Genomic DNA, 14,676 nt, shown 5'->3' on the forward strand with positions numbered 1-14,676 from the left:
GTTGATGAGTCGTGATAACAAAGGAGACGAAGATGGCACTTGCCCTGTGGTTTGCCATTGCCTGCGGCTTGGTCGCGGTGATCTATGGCCTGGTTTCACGGAGCTGGATTCTCAAGCAGGATCCCGGCAATCCCCGCATGCAGGAAATCGCCCTGGCCATCCAGCAGGGTGCTGCGGCCTATCTGGCGCGGCAGTATCGCACCATCGCCATGGTCGGGGTGGTGCTGCTGATCGTCATTGCACTCATTCCGGGTTTGGGTTGGCTCACCGCCATCGGCTTCCTGCTGGGGGCGGTGCTCTCCGGCGCCTGCGGCTTCATCGGCATGAATGTCTCGGTACGCGCCAACGTGCGCACTGCCCAGGCTGCCACGCGCGGGATGAACGAGGCGCTGGGCGTGGCCTTTCGGGGTGGCGCCATCACCGGGATGCTGGTGGTGGGGCTGGGATTGCTAGGAGTGTCGCTGTTCTTCTGGGTCTTGTACGTCCATGGACAGGGCCGCGCAGCCAGCCTGCATGATGCCATCCAGCCGCTGATCGGGCTGGCCTTCGGGGCCTCGCTCATTTCGATCTTCGCGCGCCTGGGCGGCGGCATCTTCACCAAGGGCGCCGATGTAGGCGCCGACCTGGTCGGCAAGGTCGAGGCCGGCATTCCCGAGGATGACCCGCGCAACCCGGCCGTCATCGCCGACAACGTCGGGGATAACGTGGGCGATTGCGCCGGCATGGCCGCCGACCTGTTCGAGACCTACGTGGTTACGCTGGTGGCGACCATGCTCCTGGGCAGCCTCATGTTGAAGGGACTGGAGACGCTGGCGGTGCTCTATCCACTGGCGCTGGGCGGGGTCTCCATCCTTGCCTCCATCGTCGGCTGCGCGATGGTCAAGGCGCAGCCGGGCAAGAAGATCATGTCGGCGCTCTATACCGGATTGTGGTGGTCAGCCGGTCTGTCGCTGGTCGGTTTTGCTGTGGTCACCTGGCTGCTGCTGCCGCCCGAACTGCGGCTGCCGCTCATGGGCGCCGCGGTGGTGGGCATCGTGCTGACCGGTCTCATGGTCTACATCACCGAGTACTACACCGGCACCGACTTCAAGCCGGTGCGTCATATCGCCCAGGCTTCCACTACCGGGCATGGCACCAACATCATTGCCGGACTGGGCGTGTCGATGAAATCCACGGCCTACCCGGTGCTGGCGGTGTGCGCGGCGATCCTGGCCTCCTACTGGCTGGCGGGCTTGTACGGGATTGCCATTGCGGCCACCGCCATGCTCTCCATGGCCGGCATCGTGGTGGCGCTGGATGCTTACGGCCCCATTACCGACAACGCCGGTGGCATCGCCGAGATGTCCGGCTTGCCGGATTCGGTACGGGCCATCACCGACCCGCTCGATGCCGTGGGCAATACCACCAAGGCCGTCACCAAGGGCTATGCCATCGGTTCGGCGGGACTGGCGGCGCTGGTGCTCTTTGCCGATTACACGCATGCGCTGGAGTCGGTCGGCAAGACGGCCAGCTTCGATCTCTCCAGCCCTGCCGTCATCATTGGCCTGTTCATCGGTGGGCTCATTCCTTATCTGTTCGGCGCCATGGCCATGGAAGCGGTGGGGCGCGCGGCGGGGGCCGTGGTGGTGGAGGTGCGGCGCCAGTTCCGCGACATTGCCGGCATCATGGATGGCAGCGGGCGTCCCGAGTATGACCGCGCAGTGGACATGCTGACCTCTTCGGCCATCCGCGAGATGATCCTGCCCTCGCTGCTGCCGGTGATCGTGCCCATTCTCGTGGGGCTGCTGTTGGGGCCGTCGGCGCTGGGCGGGCTGTTGATGGGGACGATCGTGACCGGGCTCTTCGTGGCCATCTCCATGACCACCGGCGGCGGCGCCTGGGACAACGCCAAGAAATACATCGAGGACGGCCACCACGGCGGCAAGGGCTCCGATGCGCACAAGGCGGCCGTCACCGGCGATACCGTGGGCGATCCCTACAAGGACACGGCCGGACCGGCGGTCAATCCACTCATCAAGATCATCAACATCGTGGCGCTGCTGCTGGTGCCGCTGCTGCCGACGGTCTCCTGATTCAATCTGACGCAATCTGACGCTTCCCATGATTGTCGCCGCACGGATAGTCTCCCGTGCGGCGACCTGCGCATAATCCCGGCACCACGAAGCGATGGTCTGCATTGCCAGGTCGGCCGATTCGTCAAATAATGCCCCCTGATGTATCCCATCATCATTGGCTCGTCAGCCCGGCCATCCGCCTGGCTGTGCGCAGAGAAAAAACAGGAGACTCCATGCGTATCGAAGGAAATGTTTTCATTGTCACTGGCGCCGCGTCCGGCCTGGGTGCGGCCACCGCCCGCATGATTGCGGCAGCCGGTGGCAAGCCGGTGCTGGCCGATCTCAACGAGCAGGCCGGCAGCGCGCTGGCCGCGGAACTGGGTGGCGTCTTCGTGCGCTGCGATGTCAGTTCTGAAGACGATGCGCAGGTTGTGGTACGGGCCGCGCAGGAACTGGGGACGGTACGCGGACTGGTCAATTGCGCCGGTATTGCGCCGGCCGAGAAGCTGGTCGGCAAGAGCGGGCCGCACAGCATGGCGCTGTTCATGAAGACGCTCAACATCAACCTGGTCGGCAGCTTCAACATGGCGCGCTGGGCCGCCGATGCGATGGCCAAAACGGAGCCGCAGGAAGAGGGCGAGCGCGGCATCATCATTCATACCGCGTCAGTGGCCGCCTACGACGGGCAGATCGGGCAGACCGCCTATTCGGCTTCCAAAGGGGCCATCGTCGCCATGACCCTGCCGATGGCGCGCGATCTTTCACGCAGCGGCATTCGCGTCATGACCATCGCCCCCGGCATCTTCGAGACCCCCATGATGCTGGCCATGCCGCAGGAAGTGCGCGATTCGCTGGGCCAGGCCGTACCCTTCCCGCCGCGCCTGGGCCGGGCCAGCGAGTACGCGCAGCTGGCCAGGACCATCATCGAGAACGTGATGTTGAACGGCGAGACCATCCGTCTGGATGGCGCCATCCGCATGCAGCCCAAATAGACGGCATTTGCCTGCCAATTCTCTTGTCCACGATGAGGGGCCTGCTGATAAGCTCCCCTCATGGAGACCATGGAACACAAAACAGGCTTGATCCTGACCGGCGGCGGCGCGCGGGCAGCTTACCAGGTGGGTGTACTCAACGCCCTCTCGATGATCCTGCTCGAAGCCGGCTGGCCGGTGCACAGCAATCCCTTTCCCATCATCTGCGGTACCTCGGCCGGCGCCATCAACGGCACCGCGCTGGCCTGCCGGGCTGACGATTTCGGCGAAGCCGTGCGCGAGCTGATGGCGGTATGGAGCAATTTTCAGGTGGAGCAGGTGTACCGCGCCGATTCGCTGGGCGTGATCCGCTCGGGCGCGCGCTGGCTGTCCCTGTTCTCCTTCGGGTGGCTGCTGCGCAAATGGCGCGCCAACCCGCCCAATTCCCTGCTGGACAATACCCCGCTGGTGAGCATGCTGCACCGTCTGCTGGACCTGCCGCGACTCGATGCCGCGCTGGCCGAAGGCCAGCTGCATGCGCTGGCAGTGACCGCCTCGTCCTACACCAGTGGCCAGCACATCACCTTCTATCAATGTGCGCAAGAGATCGAACCCTGGCGCCGCACCCAGCGCCTGGCCATGCGCGACCAGATCGGTATCGATCATCTGCTGGCCTCTTCAGCCATTCCCTTCATCTTTCCGGCCATTCCGGTGTACATCGACGGGCGTTGCGAGTATTGCGGCGATGGCTCGATGCGCCAGATTGCGCCGATTTCCCCGGCCATCCACCTGGGCGCCACCAAGGTCCTCATCATCGGGGCCGGACGCATGGGCGAGAAGGGCGAACAGGCACCCACCCATACCCCGCACTACCCCAGCCTGGCGCAGGTGGCGGGGCACGCGATGTCGGGCATCTTCCTCGATGGCCTCTCCGCCGACATCGAACGTATCAACCGGGTCAACCAGACCTTGTCGGTTCTGAACGATGAGCAGCGCCGCCATACGCCCTTGAAACCCATCCGCACCCTGGTGATCTCGCCCTCGCAGCGCATCGACAGCATCGCCAGCCGCCATGTCGGCAGCTTGCCGCGCCCGATCCGCACCATGCTGGGTGGCATCGGCGCCACCGAGGTCCGCGGCTCGGCGCTGGCCTCCTACCTGCTGTTTGAACAAAGCTTCACACGTGAGCTGATCGCCCTGGGCCAAAGCGATACCTACGCCAAGCGTGAGGAGGTATTGGCCTTTTTTGAACCGGATACCGCTCAACTGCTCCAAGCCTCTGCCTGATTTGCTGCCGGTCAAGTTCCTCGCCTGCCGTGGTTGCCTAGCCGAAAGCAACGGGTTAATCTACCGAGTGCTGTTGCCATTAATTGACAAAATTGCAATTAACAGAATAAATGCAGACGATGCAAATGCGAGCCCGCTTCATTTCTTCCTTCTTCGCCCGCTACTGGCTGGTTCTTCTGACGGCGCTGATGCTGGCAGCGCCGGTCCATGCCAAGGGGCCGGTACCGGGCAATTTGCCCGAGGTCAACCTCGACCAGCTGCCGCGCGAAGCCCAGCAGACCATGGCCCTGATCCGTCAGGGCGGCCCTTTCCCGTATGAAAAGGATGGCGCGGTCTTCGGCAACTATGAAGGGGTTTTGCCCAGGCAAAAGCGCGGGTATTATCGCGAATACACGGTCAAGACGCCGCGCGCCCGCAATCGCGGCGCCCGTCGCATCGTCAGCGGGGGAGAACCGGCCACTTCGGGCGAATACTATTACACCAGTGACCATTACAAGACCTTCCGCCGCATACGCGATTGATCTTGTGCGGGAGCAGGGCAGGGCTCGCAGGTCCTGCTGCAACCAGCGTCACGGCAGTTCCGCCAGGTCAGCCATCACCCTCCAGACAATTACGACAACTACGATAGCCACACTGCCCCGCTTATGGATACTGAAGGGAAAATGAGTTTGTTCAAAACGGTGCCGCCCAACATCGTGCAGTCGATTCGCGCCTTCCGCGTGACCGAGCTGCAGCAGGAGGCCGCCGACCTGCAGCAGCATTTTCTCTATGCCTATTGCGCCGAGGCCGTGACCAAGCAGCAGGTGCTGACCACCATCGCCACCGCCTTCCAGTTTCCCCGGCACTTCGGCAAGAACTTCGATGCCCTGCATGACTGCCTGACCGACCTCACCCACAAGGCCGGCAAGCAGATCGGGTTCGTCGTGGTGCTGGAGCAACTGCCCAACACCCAGAAATTCGACAAGGAAGCGCGCGAGACCTTGCTCGATGTCTTCCGCGATGCGGCCGATTACTGGGCCGAAAAGAAGGTGCCGTTCCGCGTGTTCTATTCCTTCCAGTAAATTTTCTTCACATTTTGATAAACCTTTTACGCCACGCCGGACCTTTCACATCGTGAAAACCGGCGGCGGAGAGGCCGCCAGCAGGTACAATGCGCACACCATGAGAAGCATTGTCATCCTGATTTCCGGACGAGGCAGCAATATGGAAGCCATCGTCCGTGCTGCACAGGCCGAGCGGTGGCCTGCCAGAATCGCCGCTGTCATCAGCAACCGCGCCGACGCCAGCGGGCTTGAATTTGCCGCCCGCCACGGCATTGCGACCGCCGTCGTGGCCAACCGCGACTATTCCACGCGCGACCAGTTCGATGCCGCCCTGCGCGAGCAGATCGATGCGTTCGCGCCGGACCTGGTGGTGCTGGCCGGCTTCATGCGGATCCTGACGGCACCGTTCGTCAACCATTACCAGGGCCGCATGCTCAATATCCACCCGTCACTGTTGCCCAGTTTCCCGGGCCTGGCGACGCACCGCCAGGCGCTGGCCGCCGGGGTGAAGCTGCACGGCGCGACCGTGCACTTCGTCACGCCCGACCTCGACCACGGTCCCATCGTGGCCCAGGCCGCCGTGCCGGTGCTGGAAGAGGACAGTGAGGAGACCTTGGCCGAGCGTGTCCTGGAACAGGAACATGTGATCTATCCGCGCGCCGTGCGCTGGTTCGTGCAAGGCCGCCTGGCGCTGGACGGCGCCCGCGTGCGGCTGGCCGCCGACGCCTGAAGGGCAAACGAGCCAACGCCGCCGCGCACCCTCTTATCTTGAATTGAACATGAAGGACCTAGCATGAGATTGCCTCCCGCGATCATCCCCCATACCGAAGAACTGCTGCGTGAAGTGCTGCGCTTTACCGGCCCGGCCGACGTCACCTTGTCGCGCTACTTCCGTGACAATCCGCGCCTGGGCAGTCGCGAGCGTGGCGTGATCGCCGAAGCGGTCTACGGCCTGCTGCGCAACAAGACGGTGCTGACCAACTTCGCCGAATCCGGCAGCGGCCCCATGATGCGCCGCCTGGCCCTGCTGGGCCTGGCCGATGCAGCCGGCGCCGAATCCATTGCCGGTTTGCAGGAAGGCGAAGCCGAGTGGCTTGAGCGCGTCGCCCAGATCGACCGCACCCAGCTGGCGCCCCAGATGCGCAGCAACCTGCCGCCCTGGCTGTGGGAAAAGCTGGTCGCCCGCATGGGCGAGGAAGCCACCCTGCAACTGGCCGATGCCATGAACCGTCCGGCACCGCTGGACCTGCGCGTCAACGCCCTCAAGGCCGACCGTGACACGGTCATGGCCGAACTGGCCAAGGCCCCGGTGGCCTGCGAGCCGACCCCGTATTCCCCGCTGGGCCTGCGCGTGTTCAAGAAGCCGGCCCTGCAGAACCTGCCGCTGTTCAAGGATGGCGCCATCGAAGTGCAGGATGAAGGCAGCCAGTTGCTGGCCCAGATTGTCGGTGCCAAGCGCGGCGAGATGGTGGTCGATTTCTGCGCCGGCGCCGGTGGCAAGACCCTGGCACTGGGCGCACTGATGCGCAATACCGGCCGCCTGTATGCCTTCGACGTGTCCGAAAAGCGCCTGGCCAAGCTCAAACCGCGCCTGGCGCGCAGTGGCCTGTCCAACGTGCATCCGGTGGTGATCGCCCACGAGAACGACGCCAAGGTCAAGCGCCTGGCCGGCAAGCTCGATCGCGTGCTGGTCGATGCGCCCTGCAGCGGCCTGGGCACCCTGCGCCGCAATCCCGACATGAAGTGGCGCCAGAGCGTGGAGACGCTCACCGAAATGCGTGCCAAGCAAGGCTCGATCCTGGCCAGCGCCGCGCGCCTGGTGCGTCCGGGCGGACGCCTGGTGTACGGCACCTGCAGCTTCCTGGAAGAGGAAAACGATGAAGTGATCGCCGACTTCCTGGCTTCGCATCCCGACTTTACGCTGCGTCCGATGAGCGAAGTGCTGGCCGAGCAGAAGATTGCGCTGGATACCGGCGACTTCCTGAAGCTGCTGCCGCATCAGCATCAGACGGACGGTTTCTTCGCTGCCGTCCTGGAGCGCCGCGCCGCATCATGATGCGCCGGGTCTGGATTCCTTGTCTGGCCGTCGGCCTGCTGGCGGTCGCTGCCGTGCCCGGCCTGCAGGCCAGGGAAGCGCTGCCGCCGCCACCGGTCATGGCGGCACAGGGGACGATCCAGTCCGCCTTTGCGCCCTGGGATGATATCGAAGCTCTGATCGTCGGCCAGCTTCAAGCCGCACATCGCCAGATTCTGATGCAGGCCTATCTGCTGACCAGTCGTCCCATCACCGATGCCCTGGTCGCTGCCCGCAAGCGCGGTGTTGATGTGCGCGTGCTGATGGATGCCGGCCAGCTCGACAGGAACTCCGAGGACCGCCTGCGCCAGTTGCGCTCAGCCGGGATTCCGGTGTGGCTGGAAACCGCTTACCGCAATGCCCACAACAAGGTCATCATCATCGATGCCGCCTTGCCGACCGCCACCGTGATCACGGGCAGCTACAACTTTACCTGGTCAGCCCAGCACAAGAACGCCGAGAATGTCCTCATCCTCGGCAAGAACCCGCCGCTGGCCGCCCGCTACGCCAGCAACTGGCAGCGTCATCGCCAGGATGCCCAGGCCGCGCCCTGATCCGGCCCGCTTCGACTCGATCTGCCCACCCGGCCAGCCATGACCGATCATTTCTTTTCCCTCTTCACCGATATCAGTACCGTCGACCTGCTGCGCCAGCTGGTCGTGATCGCGCTCTCGTTGCTGGGCGGCATTGGTCTGTCGCGCTGGCTGCGTGCGCGCTTCGTGCTGCCGGCCGATGGCCAGGAGCAGTCGCTGGTGATGCAGATCGGCGTCAAGAGTTTTGCCCGCGTACTCTCGCCGCTGCTGGCCCTGGGCCTGCTGGCGGCGGCGTATGCCATCTTGAAGCGTGGCCACCATGCCGTCACGCTGTGGGAAATCATGTTTCCCCTGACCATCGCCCAGGTGGCGATGCGTTTCGTGTTCTACGTGTTGCGTGGCATTTTCGTCAAGGATGCGACCATCGGTGCCTTGTTGCACCTGTCGGAAAAAGTCATCGCGCTGCTGGTCTGGCTGTGCGTGGTGCTCTGGATTACCGGCCTGTGGCCCGATTTCGTCGATTACCTGGACAGCACGACCTTGCCGCTGGCGCGTCACAAGGTCTCACTGTTGACGATGTTGCAAGGCGCCGCGTCGGTGCTGGTCACGCTCATCATTGCCCTGTGGATAGGGACGGTGGTGGAAAACCGCCTCATGAAGTTCAGCGGCATGCACTCCTCGCTGCGCACGGTGGTGGCGCGCATGATGCGGGCCTTGCTGATCCTGGTGGCCTTCCTGGTCAGCCTGTCGCTGGTGGGGATCGACCTGACGGTGCTGTCGGTCTTCGGCGGCGCGCTGGGCGTCGGTATCGGTCTGGGCCTGCAGAAGATTGCCAGCAGCTATGTTTCCGGTTTCGTCATCCTGCTGGAGCGCAGCATGGTCATCGGCGACATGGTTGCCGTGGATAAATATTTCGGCAAGGTCACCCAGATCAATACCCGCTATACCATCCTGGAAGGGCTGGACGGGATCGAATCGGTGTTGCCCAATGAACTCTTTGTCTCCAATCCGGTACAAAACTATTCCTTGACCCATCGCATTGTACGTTTGGCTACACAGCTTACAATTCTGTACCAGGACGATGTGGAAACGGTCTTGTCCATCATGGAACAGGCCGCACTTGGAGTGCAGCGGGTGTCCCAGCAGACCGCCCCGCAAGCCTTGCTGCTCAAGATCGGTGCTGACGGGCTGGACCTGGAGCTGGGATTCTGGATCACCGACCCGGAAAATGGCCGGCTCAATGTGATCTCCGACGTCAACCGGGCCATCTGGGCTGCTTTCAAGCAACACGGCATCCAGGTGGCGCATCCCAAGCGCGATATTCGCATCATGGATGAGCGCAGCTTCCGCCAAAGTACGCGCCAGGAAATTCCTGATGGCCCAGGGCCGCAGAATTCGCGTACAATGCCCGGCAATTAAAAGAAAATAAAACCATTTTCACGGAACAAGTAATAATCCTGTTTTGTAGTCCGATAGTTGTTTTCTATTTGGAGTTGTACTGATGACCCTTGATGCGATCCTCGACTTTGTTGCCAACGGCCTGCTGCACGCGACCGGTTGGCAGATTGTCATTTACACCCTGGTGATGACGCACATCACCATCGTGGGCGTGACTCTCTACCTGCATCGTTGCCAGGCGCATCGCGCGCTCGAACTGCACGCGATCCCCAGCCACTTCTTCCGTCTGTGGCTGTGGATGACCACCGGCATGGTGACCAAGGAATGGGCGGCCATCCACCGCAAGCACCACGCCAAGTGCGAGACCGAGGAAGATCCGCACAGCCCGCAGACGCGCGGCATCAACAAGGTGATGTGGCAGGGTGCCGAGCTGTACCGCAGTGAATCCAAGAATGCCGAGACCATGGAGAAGTTCGGTCACGGCACCCCGGACGACTGGCTGGAACACAACATCTACAGCAAGTACGGCTGGCAGGGTGTGGGCATCATGCTGATCATCGACGTGCTGCTCTTTGGCGCCATCGGCCTGACCGTGTGGGCCGTGCAGATGGCCTGGATCCCGTTCTGGGCGGCCGGCGTGGTCAATGGCCTGGGTCACTTCTGGGGCTATCGCAACTACGATTGCAATGACGCGGCCACCAACCTGTTCCCGATCGGCATCATCATCGGCGGCGAGGAAATGCACAACAATCACCACACCTTCGGCACCTCGGCCAAGTTCTCGGCCAAGTGGTATGAATTCGACATCGGCTGGATGTATATCCGCATCCTGGAGACCGTCGGCCTGGCGAAGGTCAAGAAGGTGGCTCCCGTCCCCAAGTTCGACAGCCAGAAGTCGGTGATCGACTTCGATACCCTGCAGTCCGTGATCGCCAACCGCTATGACGTGACCGCCAAGTATGCGCGTTCGCTCAAGACCGCCTGGAAGGACGAGCTCGATCACCTGATCGAGAAGGCCAAGCTGGAATCGCGCTTCCTGAAATCCTCCAAGAAGCTGCTGCAACGTGAACCTGCCCGTCTGGAAGACGGCCAGAAGCAGCAATTGTCGGAACTGTTCGCCCACAGCAAGGCTCTGCAGACCATGCACGAGATGCGAATCGAGCTCAGCGCCATCTGGGAACGTTCGCACTCCACGCGCGAACAACTGCTGCAGCAACTGCAGGACTGGTGCACCCGCGCCGAGGCATCCGGTGTGAAGGCCTTGCGTGACTTCGCCCTGCGCCTGCGCAGCTACGCCTGATCCGCCAAGGCTGGACAATTCCTCCGGGGTAAAAGCCGGATATGAAGGAAAAGACCAGGAAAACCCCGCAGAGCAATCTGCGGGTTTTTTTTTGACTGCTGTCTGTGCGGAGGTGAAGGTTCGTGTCAAAAACCGCGAGAGGGGAGCAAAGCCGTCAGCCCCGTCGACAGGGCGCTCCTGACGCTGAGCTGCTGTAACCAGGTCCCGCGGATCGATGGCGACGGCGCGACGGGCAATAAAAAACCCGCAGAGAATTCTGCGGGTTTTTTGACAGTGAAACCGGGATCAATTACTTGATCTTGGTTTCCTTGTATTCCACGTGCTTGCGTGCCTTGGGATCGAACTTCATGATGCTGATCTTTTCGGGCGTAGTACGCTTGTTCTTGGTGGTGGTGTAGAAGTGACCAGTACCTGCGGTCGACTCCAGTTTGATTTTGTCGCGGCCGGATTTCGCCATGATAGATTTCCTTTACTCTGCTAATTAGACTTTTTCGCCACGAGCACGCAGATCGGCCAGAACGGCATCGATGCCGATCTTGTCGATCACGCGCAGGCCGGCGTTGGACAAACGCAGCGAAACCCAGCGGTTCTCGGATTCGACGAAAATGCGGCGGTTCTGCAGGTTGGGCAGAAAACGACGCTTGGTCTTGTTGTTTGCATGGGAAACGTTGTTGCCGACCATCGGCCCCTTCCCGGTGACTTGGCAGACACGTGCCATGTGAGACTCCTTAAAAATTTCCGAATTTGGGAAAAACGAGAGTATATGGAAAAAACTCTGCTTTTTCAATGACTTGCGAAAAACAATTGTGTCTTGATGCGTCAAGTGAATTTAACAATTTAAGAAGCATTGTCTTTCCAGTCTTCCCGTCAGTGACGCAATCCCAGTACAGGCAAGGGTTTGCGGCCGATTTCCCGGTTCCGGATTCACACCTTGCCGTGATCGGCGAAGGAGTACAGGCGTGTCCCGGCCACCACGATATGGTCCAGCAACTCGACGTCGATGACCTCCAGGGCTTTCTTGAGGGTCTTGGTCAGGCTCAGGTCGGCGTCACTGGGGCGGGGGTCGCCCGACGGGTGATTGTGGGCCACGATGACCGAAGCGGCGTTGTAACGCAGCGCCATCTTGATCACTTCGCGGGGATAGACGGTCGTATGGTTCAGCGTCCCTCTGAACAGTTCTTCCGTGCCGAGCAGGTGGTTGCGCATGTTCAGGAAGAGCGCGACGAAACATTCATGTTCCTTGCCGAAGAAGGTCAGTTTCAGGTATTCGCCCACGACGCGGGTTGAATTGAGGGCCGAAGCCTGCTTGAGGTCGCCGTGGATGGCGCGCTTGGCCAACTCCAGGGAAGCCGACAACTGGGCGCATTTGGCCGGGCCGAGGCCGCTGCCCAGACTGGGCTCGCGCTGAACAGCGCTGCATAGTTTCTCCAGCGAGCCGAAACGTTGCAACAGTTCCATGGCCAGCTGCATGACGCTCTTGCCGGGTGTTCCCACGCGCAGGAAGATCGCCAGCAGTTCCGCATCCGACAGGGCGGCCGGGCCCAGCTCCAGCAGGCGTTCACGGGGCCGCTGCTGCTTGGGCCAATCGATGAGGGACATGGTCATGATGTGAATCTCCTTTCATTCAGATTGCACGTGAGAGGGAAGAACGCGGCAGCCCCTGCAGTCAGCGCCCACAGCAAACGCCGCAGAGCAGCATCGCAGCATTGCCGCAGTCGGCTTGCGCCGCCGCAAGGAAGTCCCGGATGCAGCAACTGGCAGCGCACCCGGATGAAGCTGCCAGCGGCGTATCGGCTCAACGTGGCTTACAATAGCGGGTTCCTGTGCACCTTCCCGATTCCCGTCATGTCCAGCTCAACCGTCCCCGTCGTCACCGAAAACGCCTACCTCACCCTGCATTACCGCCTGGCTTCGCTGGACGGTGAAGACATCGTCAGCACCTTCAACGAGAACCCGGCGACCCTGCAGTTCGGTCAGGGCCAGCTGGCGCCCTTCCTCGAAGCCTGCCTGCTGGGCTTGCCCGAAGGTACGCACCAGACCTTTGAACTGACACCGGCCCAGGCTTTTGGCGAGCGCAGTGAAGAGCTGATCCAGCGCATCTCGCGCGCCACCCTGGAAGAAAACTCGTCGATGGATGAGGACTATCGCGTCGGTGACCTGGTCGACTTCGCCGCCCCCGGTGGCGGCCGCTTCGCTGGCATCCTGCGAGCGATCGATGATGATGGCGCAATTTTCGACTTCAATCATCCGCTGGCTGGGCAAACGCTGAAGTTCGAAGTAAAAATCATAGGAATCCTGTAATCGCCTCGTCATTTGGCGATGCGGTCCTCGCAATATTTTGAAGAATCAAGGGAATCACCATGACCATGGAACAAGCCGACGCTGAAATCCTGCTGGCCCAGCCCCGGGGTTTCTGTGCGGGCGTGGATCGCGCCATCGAGATTGTCGAACGTGCGCTGGCGCAGTTCGGCGCGCCCATCTACGTGCGCCATGAAATCGTGCACAACGCCTACGTGGTCAATGATCTGCGGGCCAAGGGTGCGGTCTTCATCGAGGAGCTGGCCGATGTGCCGGCCGGCAACACCGTCATCTTCTCGGCCCATGGCGTGTCCAAGGCGATCCAGGCGGAGGCGGCCGAGCGTGGCCTGACGGTATTCGATGCCACCTGCCCGCTGGTCACCAAGGTACATATGGAAGTGGCCAAGATGCGCCGCGAAGGGCGCGAGATCATCATGATCGGCCACGCCGGTCACCCCGAGGTCGAAGGCACCATGGGCCAGACCGAGGCCGGCATGCACCTGGTGGAAACGGTGGAAGACGTACAGCGCCTGCAGGTCGCTGATCCCGAACTGCTGGCCTATGTCTCCCAGACCACGCTGTCGGTGGATGATACCGCCGACATCATTGCGGCCCTGCGCGCGCGCTTCCCGGCCATCGCCGAGCCCAAGAAGGGCGACATCTGCTATGCCACCACCAATCGCCAGGAAGCCGTCAAGTTCATGGCGCCGCAGGTGGAGGTGGTGATCGTGGTGGGCAGCCCCAACAGCTCCAACTCCAACCGTCTGCGCGAGCTGGCCGAGAAGAAGGGTGTCCCGGCCTTCATGGTCGACAATGCCGCCTTGATCGACCCGCAATGGGTGGTTGGCCGCCAGCGCATCGGCGTGACCGCAGGCGCCTCTGCCCCTGAGGTGCTGGTGCAGGCCGTGATCGACCGTATCAAGGAAATCGGTGCGCGCAGTGTGCGCGTCCTGGACGGTATTGAAGAAAACGTCACCTTCCCCCTGCCCAAGGGCCTGGGAGCCCGCATACCGTCTGCCGAATCCGCATGAGCCCCTCGGGAGTATGTGAGGACATGTGAAGGTTCGGACAAAAAACCGACCAGCCGTTTGCGCAAAGAGGCCTGCTGATGCAGGCCTTCTTCATTTCCGCGACAGGTGTTGTGAAGTCACCGACGATTCATTGGTCTTACCGCACTTTCTTCTGTAACAGGCGATTGTTTGTGCTCGATTGTTGGAATCTTCTGCGTATAATTCCGCACCATTATCGACGGACCGCCCAAAAGGCGGCCGAGCGCTAGCCCTCACCAAAGAGGGCAGGGCGCCGCGAACGCGGCGTCAACCAGAGACGGGAGACATTCATATGCAGCAGCATCTGCCCACCGGCACCCTCCGGTGCTTCCGGCGAAGACCTCCCGGGCGTCCGCCCAGTCGGCGCCCCGCTTTCTGCTCCCGCCGCTGCGGCGGCAACAGCAGCTGATTTCCTGATTCCGGACCCTGCCCGCAAGCGTGCTTGCGTGGAACGCATTTGCCCTTTTTATGAAGAGTGATAACGCGATCCCGAGTGCCGGGAACGGATTTTGCTAATCGACATGCTTTCGCGCGGCGTCCGCTTTGGTGCAGACCCACGTGTTTTTCTTGTTTCCATTTAGATCGAAGAGTTATTCATGGACATTTTCCTCCAGCAGATCATCAACGGATTGGTGCTAGGCAGCATGTACGCACTGATCGCCCTGGGCT

General features: G+C 61.8%; 15 protein-coding genes. 12 read left to right on the forward strand and 3 right to left on the reverse strand.

The genetic code is table 11. The features are described from left to right. Window positions 1-32: 32 nt before the first annotated feature. From ACODSZ_RS20970 to ACODSZ_RS21015, 10 genes are all read left to right on the forward strand, one after another. Window positions 33-2,072: a sodium-translocating pyrophosphatase gene (locus tag ACODSZ_RS20970; protein ID WP_008326405.1), complete on the forward strand. Its 2,040-nt coding sequence runs from the start codon at window positions 33-35 to the stop codon at window positions 2,070-2,072. Window positions 2,073-2,287: 215 nt separating this feature from the next. Further along, complete coding sequence (locus tag ACODSZ_RS20975; protein WP_175344669.1) at window positions 2,288-3,046, forward strand: SDR family NAD(P)-dependent oxidoreductase; 759 nt, start codon at window positions 2,288-2,290, stop codon at window positions 3,044-3,046. A 60-nt stretch (window positions 3,047-3,106) separates the two neighbouring features. Then, window positions 3,107-4,312 carry a patatin-like phospholipase family protein gene (locus ACODSZ_RS20980; RefSeq protein ID WP_034349863.1) on the forward strand — a complete coding sequence of 402 codons (1,206 nt, stop codon included), beginning with the start codon at window positions 3,107-3,109 and terminating at the stop codon, window positions 4,310-4,312. Between the two features lie 125 nt (window positions 4,313-4,437). Beyond that, complete coding sequence (locus tag ACODSZ_RS20985; protein WP_034349949.1) at window positions 4,438-4,833, forward strand: guanyl-specific ribonuclease; 396 nt, start codon at window positions 4,438-4,440, stop codon at window positions 4,831-4,833. 33 nt (window positions 4,834-4,866) lie between these two features. After that, a complete protein-coding gene (locus tag ACODSZ_RS20990; protein WP_488928476.1) occupies window positions 4,867-5,373 on the forward strand; it encodes a barstar family protein in 507 nt (168 codons plus the stop codon). 100 nt (window positions 5,374-5,473) lie between these two features. Then, the gene (purN, locus tag ACODSZ_RS20995; RefSeq protein WP_008326418.1) at window positions 5,474-6,085 is read left to right on the forward strand and encodes a phosphoribosylglycinamide formyltransferase; all 612 of its coding nucleotides are present in this window, start codon (window positions 5,474-5,476) and stop codon (window positions 6,083-6,085) included. Window positions 6,086-6,148: 63 nt separating this feature from the next. Continuing rightward, window positions 6,149-7,411 carry an RsmB/NOP family class I SAM-dependent RNA methyltransferase gene (locus ACODSZ_RS21000; protein WP_488928473.1) on the forward strand — a complete coding sequence of 421 codons (1,263 nt, stop codon included), beginning with the start codon at window positions 6,149-6,151 and terminating at the stop codon, window positions 7,409-7,411. Beyond that, window positions 7,408-7,983 carry a phospholipase D family nuclease gene (locus ACODSZ_RS21005; RefSeq protein WP_488928474.1) on the forward strand — a complete coding sequence of 192 codons (576 nt, stop codon included), beginning with the start codon at window positions 7,408-7,410 and terminating at the stop codon, window positions 7,981-7,983. Before ACODSZ_RS21000 ends, ACODSZ_RS21005 begins: the two co-directional genes overlap by 4 nt. A 39-nt stretch (window positions 7,984-8,022) precedes the next feature. After that, the gene (locus ACODSZ_RS21010) at window positions 8,023-9,381 is read left to right on the forward strand and encodes a mechanosensitive ion channel family protein (RefSeq protein WP_175344672.1); all 1,359 of its coding nucleotides are present in this window, start codon (window positions 8,023-8,025) and stop codon (window positions 9,379-9,381) included. An 82-nt stretch (window positions 9,382-9,463) separates the two neighbouring features. Further along, the gene (locus ACODSZ_RS21015; protein WP_008326424.1) at window positions 9,464-10,660 is read left to right on the forward strand and encodes a DesA family fatty acid desaturase; all 1,197 of its coding nucleotides are present in this window, start codon (window positions 9,464-9,466) and stop codon (window positions 10,658-10,660) included. A gap of 289 nt (window positions 10,661-10,949) precedes the next feature. On the opposite strand, the gene rpmG is transcribed toward ACODSZ_RS21015, so the two are convergent. The 3 genes from rpmG to radC all read right to left on the reverse strand — a co-directional run bounded on the left by rpmG (window position 10,950) and on the right by radC (window position 12,265). Beyond that, window positions 10,950-11,117, reverse strand: a complete 168-nt coding sequence (rpmG, locus tag ACODSZ_RS21020; RefSeq protein WP_006463731.1) for a 50S ribosomal protein L33 — start codon at window positions 11,115-11,117, stop codon at window positions 10,950-10,952. A gap of 24 nt (window positions 11,118-11,141) precedes the next feature. Then, complete coding sequence (rpmB, locus tag ACODSZ_RS21025; protein ID WP_006463730.1) at window positions 11,142-11,378, reverse strand: 50S ribosomal protein L28; 237 nt, start codon at window positions 11,376-11,378, stop codon at window positions 11,142-11,144. A 206-nt stretch (window positions 11,379-11,584) separates the two neighbouring features. Beyond that, on the reverse strand, window positions 11,585-12,265 hold the full coding sequence (radC, locus tag ACODSZ_RS21030; protein ID WP_175344673.1) for a RadC family protein: 681 nt from the start codon (window positions 12,263-12,265) through the stop codon (window positions 11,585-11,587). 240 nt (window positions 12,266-12,505) lie between these two features. Between radC and ACODSZ_RS21035 the strand changes: the two genes are divergently transcribed. Both ACODSZ_RS21035 and ispH read left to right on the forward strand, forming a co-directional pair. Continuing rightward, on the forward strand, window positions 12,506-12,961 hold the full coding sequence (locus tag ACODSZ_RS21035; protein ID WP_034349953.1) for an FKBP-type peptidyl-prolyl cis-trans isomerase: 456 nt from the start codon (window positions 12,506-12,508) through the stop codon (window positions 12,959-12,961). A gap of 59 nt (window positions 12,962-13,020) precedes the next feature. Continuing rightward, window positions 13,021-13,989, forward strand: coding sequence for a 4-hydroxy-3-methylbut-2-enyl diphosphate reductase (gene ispH / locus ACODSZ_RS21040; protein WP_175344674.1), 969 nt, complete (start codon window positions 13,021-13,023; stop codon window positions 13,987-13,989). The last annotated feature ends 687 nt before the right edge of the window (window positions 13,990-14,676 follow it).

Source organism: Herbaspirillum sp. FG34, from assembly GCF_057809315.1.

Excerpts from the sequence above, each read along its gene's own strand:
- ACODSZ_RS20975 (WP_175344669.1), top strand. The coding sequence starts at position 2,288 with ATGCGTATCGAAGGAAATGTTTTCATTGTCACTGGCGCCGCGTCCGGC.
- rpmB (WP_006463730.1), bottom strand. The coding sequence starts at position 11,378 with ATGGCACGTGTCTGCCAAGTCACCGGGAAGGGGCCGATGGTCGGCAAC.
- ACODSZ_RS21000 (WP_488928473.1), top strand. The coding sequence starts at position 6,149 with ATGAGATTGCCTCCCGCGATCATCCCCCATACCGAAGAACTGCTGCGT.
- ACODSZ_RS21015 (WP_008326424.1), top strand. The coding sequence starts at position 9,464 with ATGACCCTTGATGCGATCCTCGACTTTGTTGCCAACGGCCTGCTGCAC.
- ispH (WP_175344674.1), top strand. The coding sequence starts at position 13,021 with ATGACCATGGAACAAGCCGACGCTGAAATCCTGCTGGCCCAGCCCCGG.
- radC (WP_175344673.1), bottom strand. The coding sequence starts at position 12,265 with ATGACCATGTCCCTCATCGATTGGCCCAAGCAGCAGCGGCCCCGTGAA.
- ACODSZ_RS20980 (WP_034349863.1), top strand. The coding sequence starts at position 3,107 with ATGGAGACCATGGAACACAAAACAGGCTTGATCCTGACCGGCGGCGGC.
- ACODSZ_RS21005 (WP_488928474.1), top strand. The coding sequence starts at position 7,408 with ATGATGCGCCGGGTCTGGATTCCTTGTCTGGCCGTCGGCCTGCTGGCG.
- ACODSZ_RS21035 (WP_034349953.1), top strand. The coding sequence starts at position 12,506 with ATGTCCAGCTCAACCGTCCCCGTCGTCACCGAAAACGCCTACCTCACC.
- rpmG (WP_006463731.1), bottom strand. The coding sequence starts at position 11,117 with ATGGCGAAATCCGGCCGCGACAAAATCAAACTGGAGTCGACCGCAGGT.
- ACODSZ_RS20985 (WP_034349949.1), top strand. The coding sequence starts at position 4,438 with ATGCGAGCCCGCTTCATTTCTTCCTTCTTCGCCCGCTACTGGCTGGTT.
- ACODSZ_RS20970 (WP_008326405.1), top strand. The coding sequence starts at position 33 with ATGGCACTTGCCCTGTGGTTTGCCATTGCCTGCGGCTTGGTCGCGGTG.
- ACODSZ_RS21010 (WP_175344672.1), top strand. The coding sequence starts at position 8,023 with ATGACCGATCATTTCTTTTCCCTCTTCACCGATATCAGTACCGTCGAC.
- purN (WP_008326418.1), top strand. The coding sequence starts at position 5,474 with ATGAGAAGCATTGTCATCCTGATTTCCGGACGAGGCAGCAATATGGAA.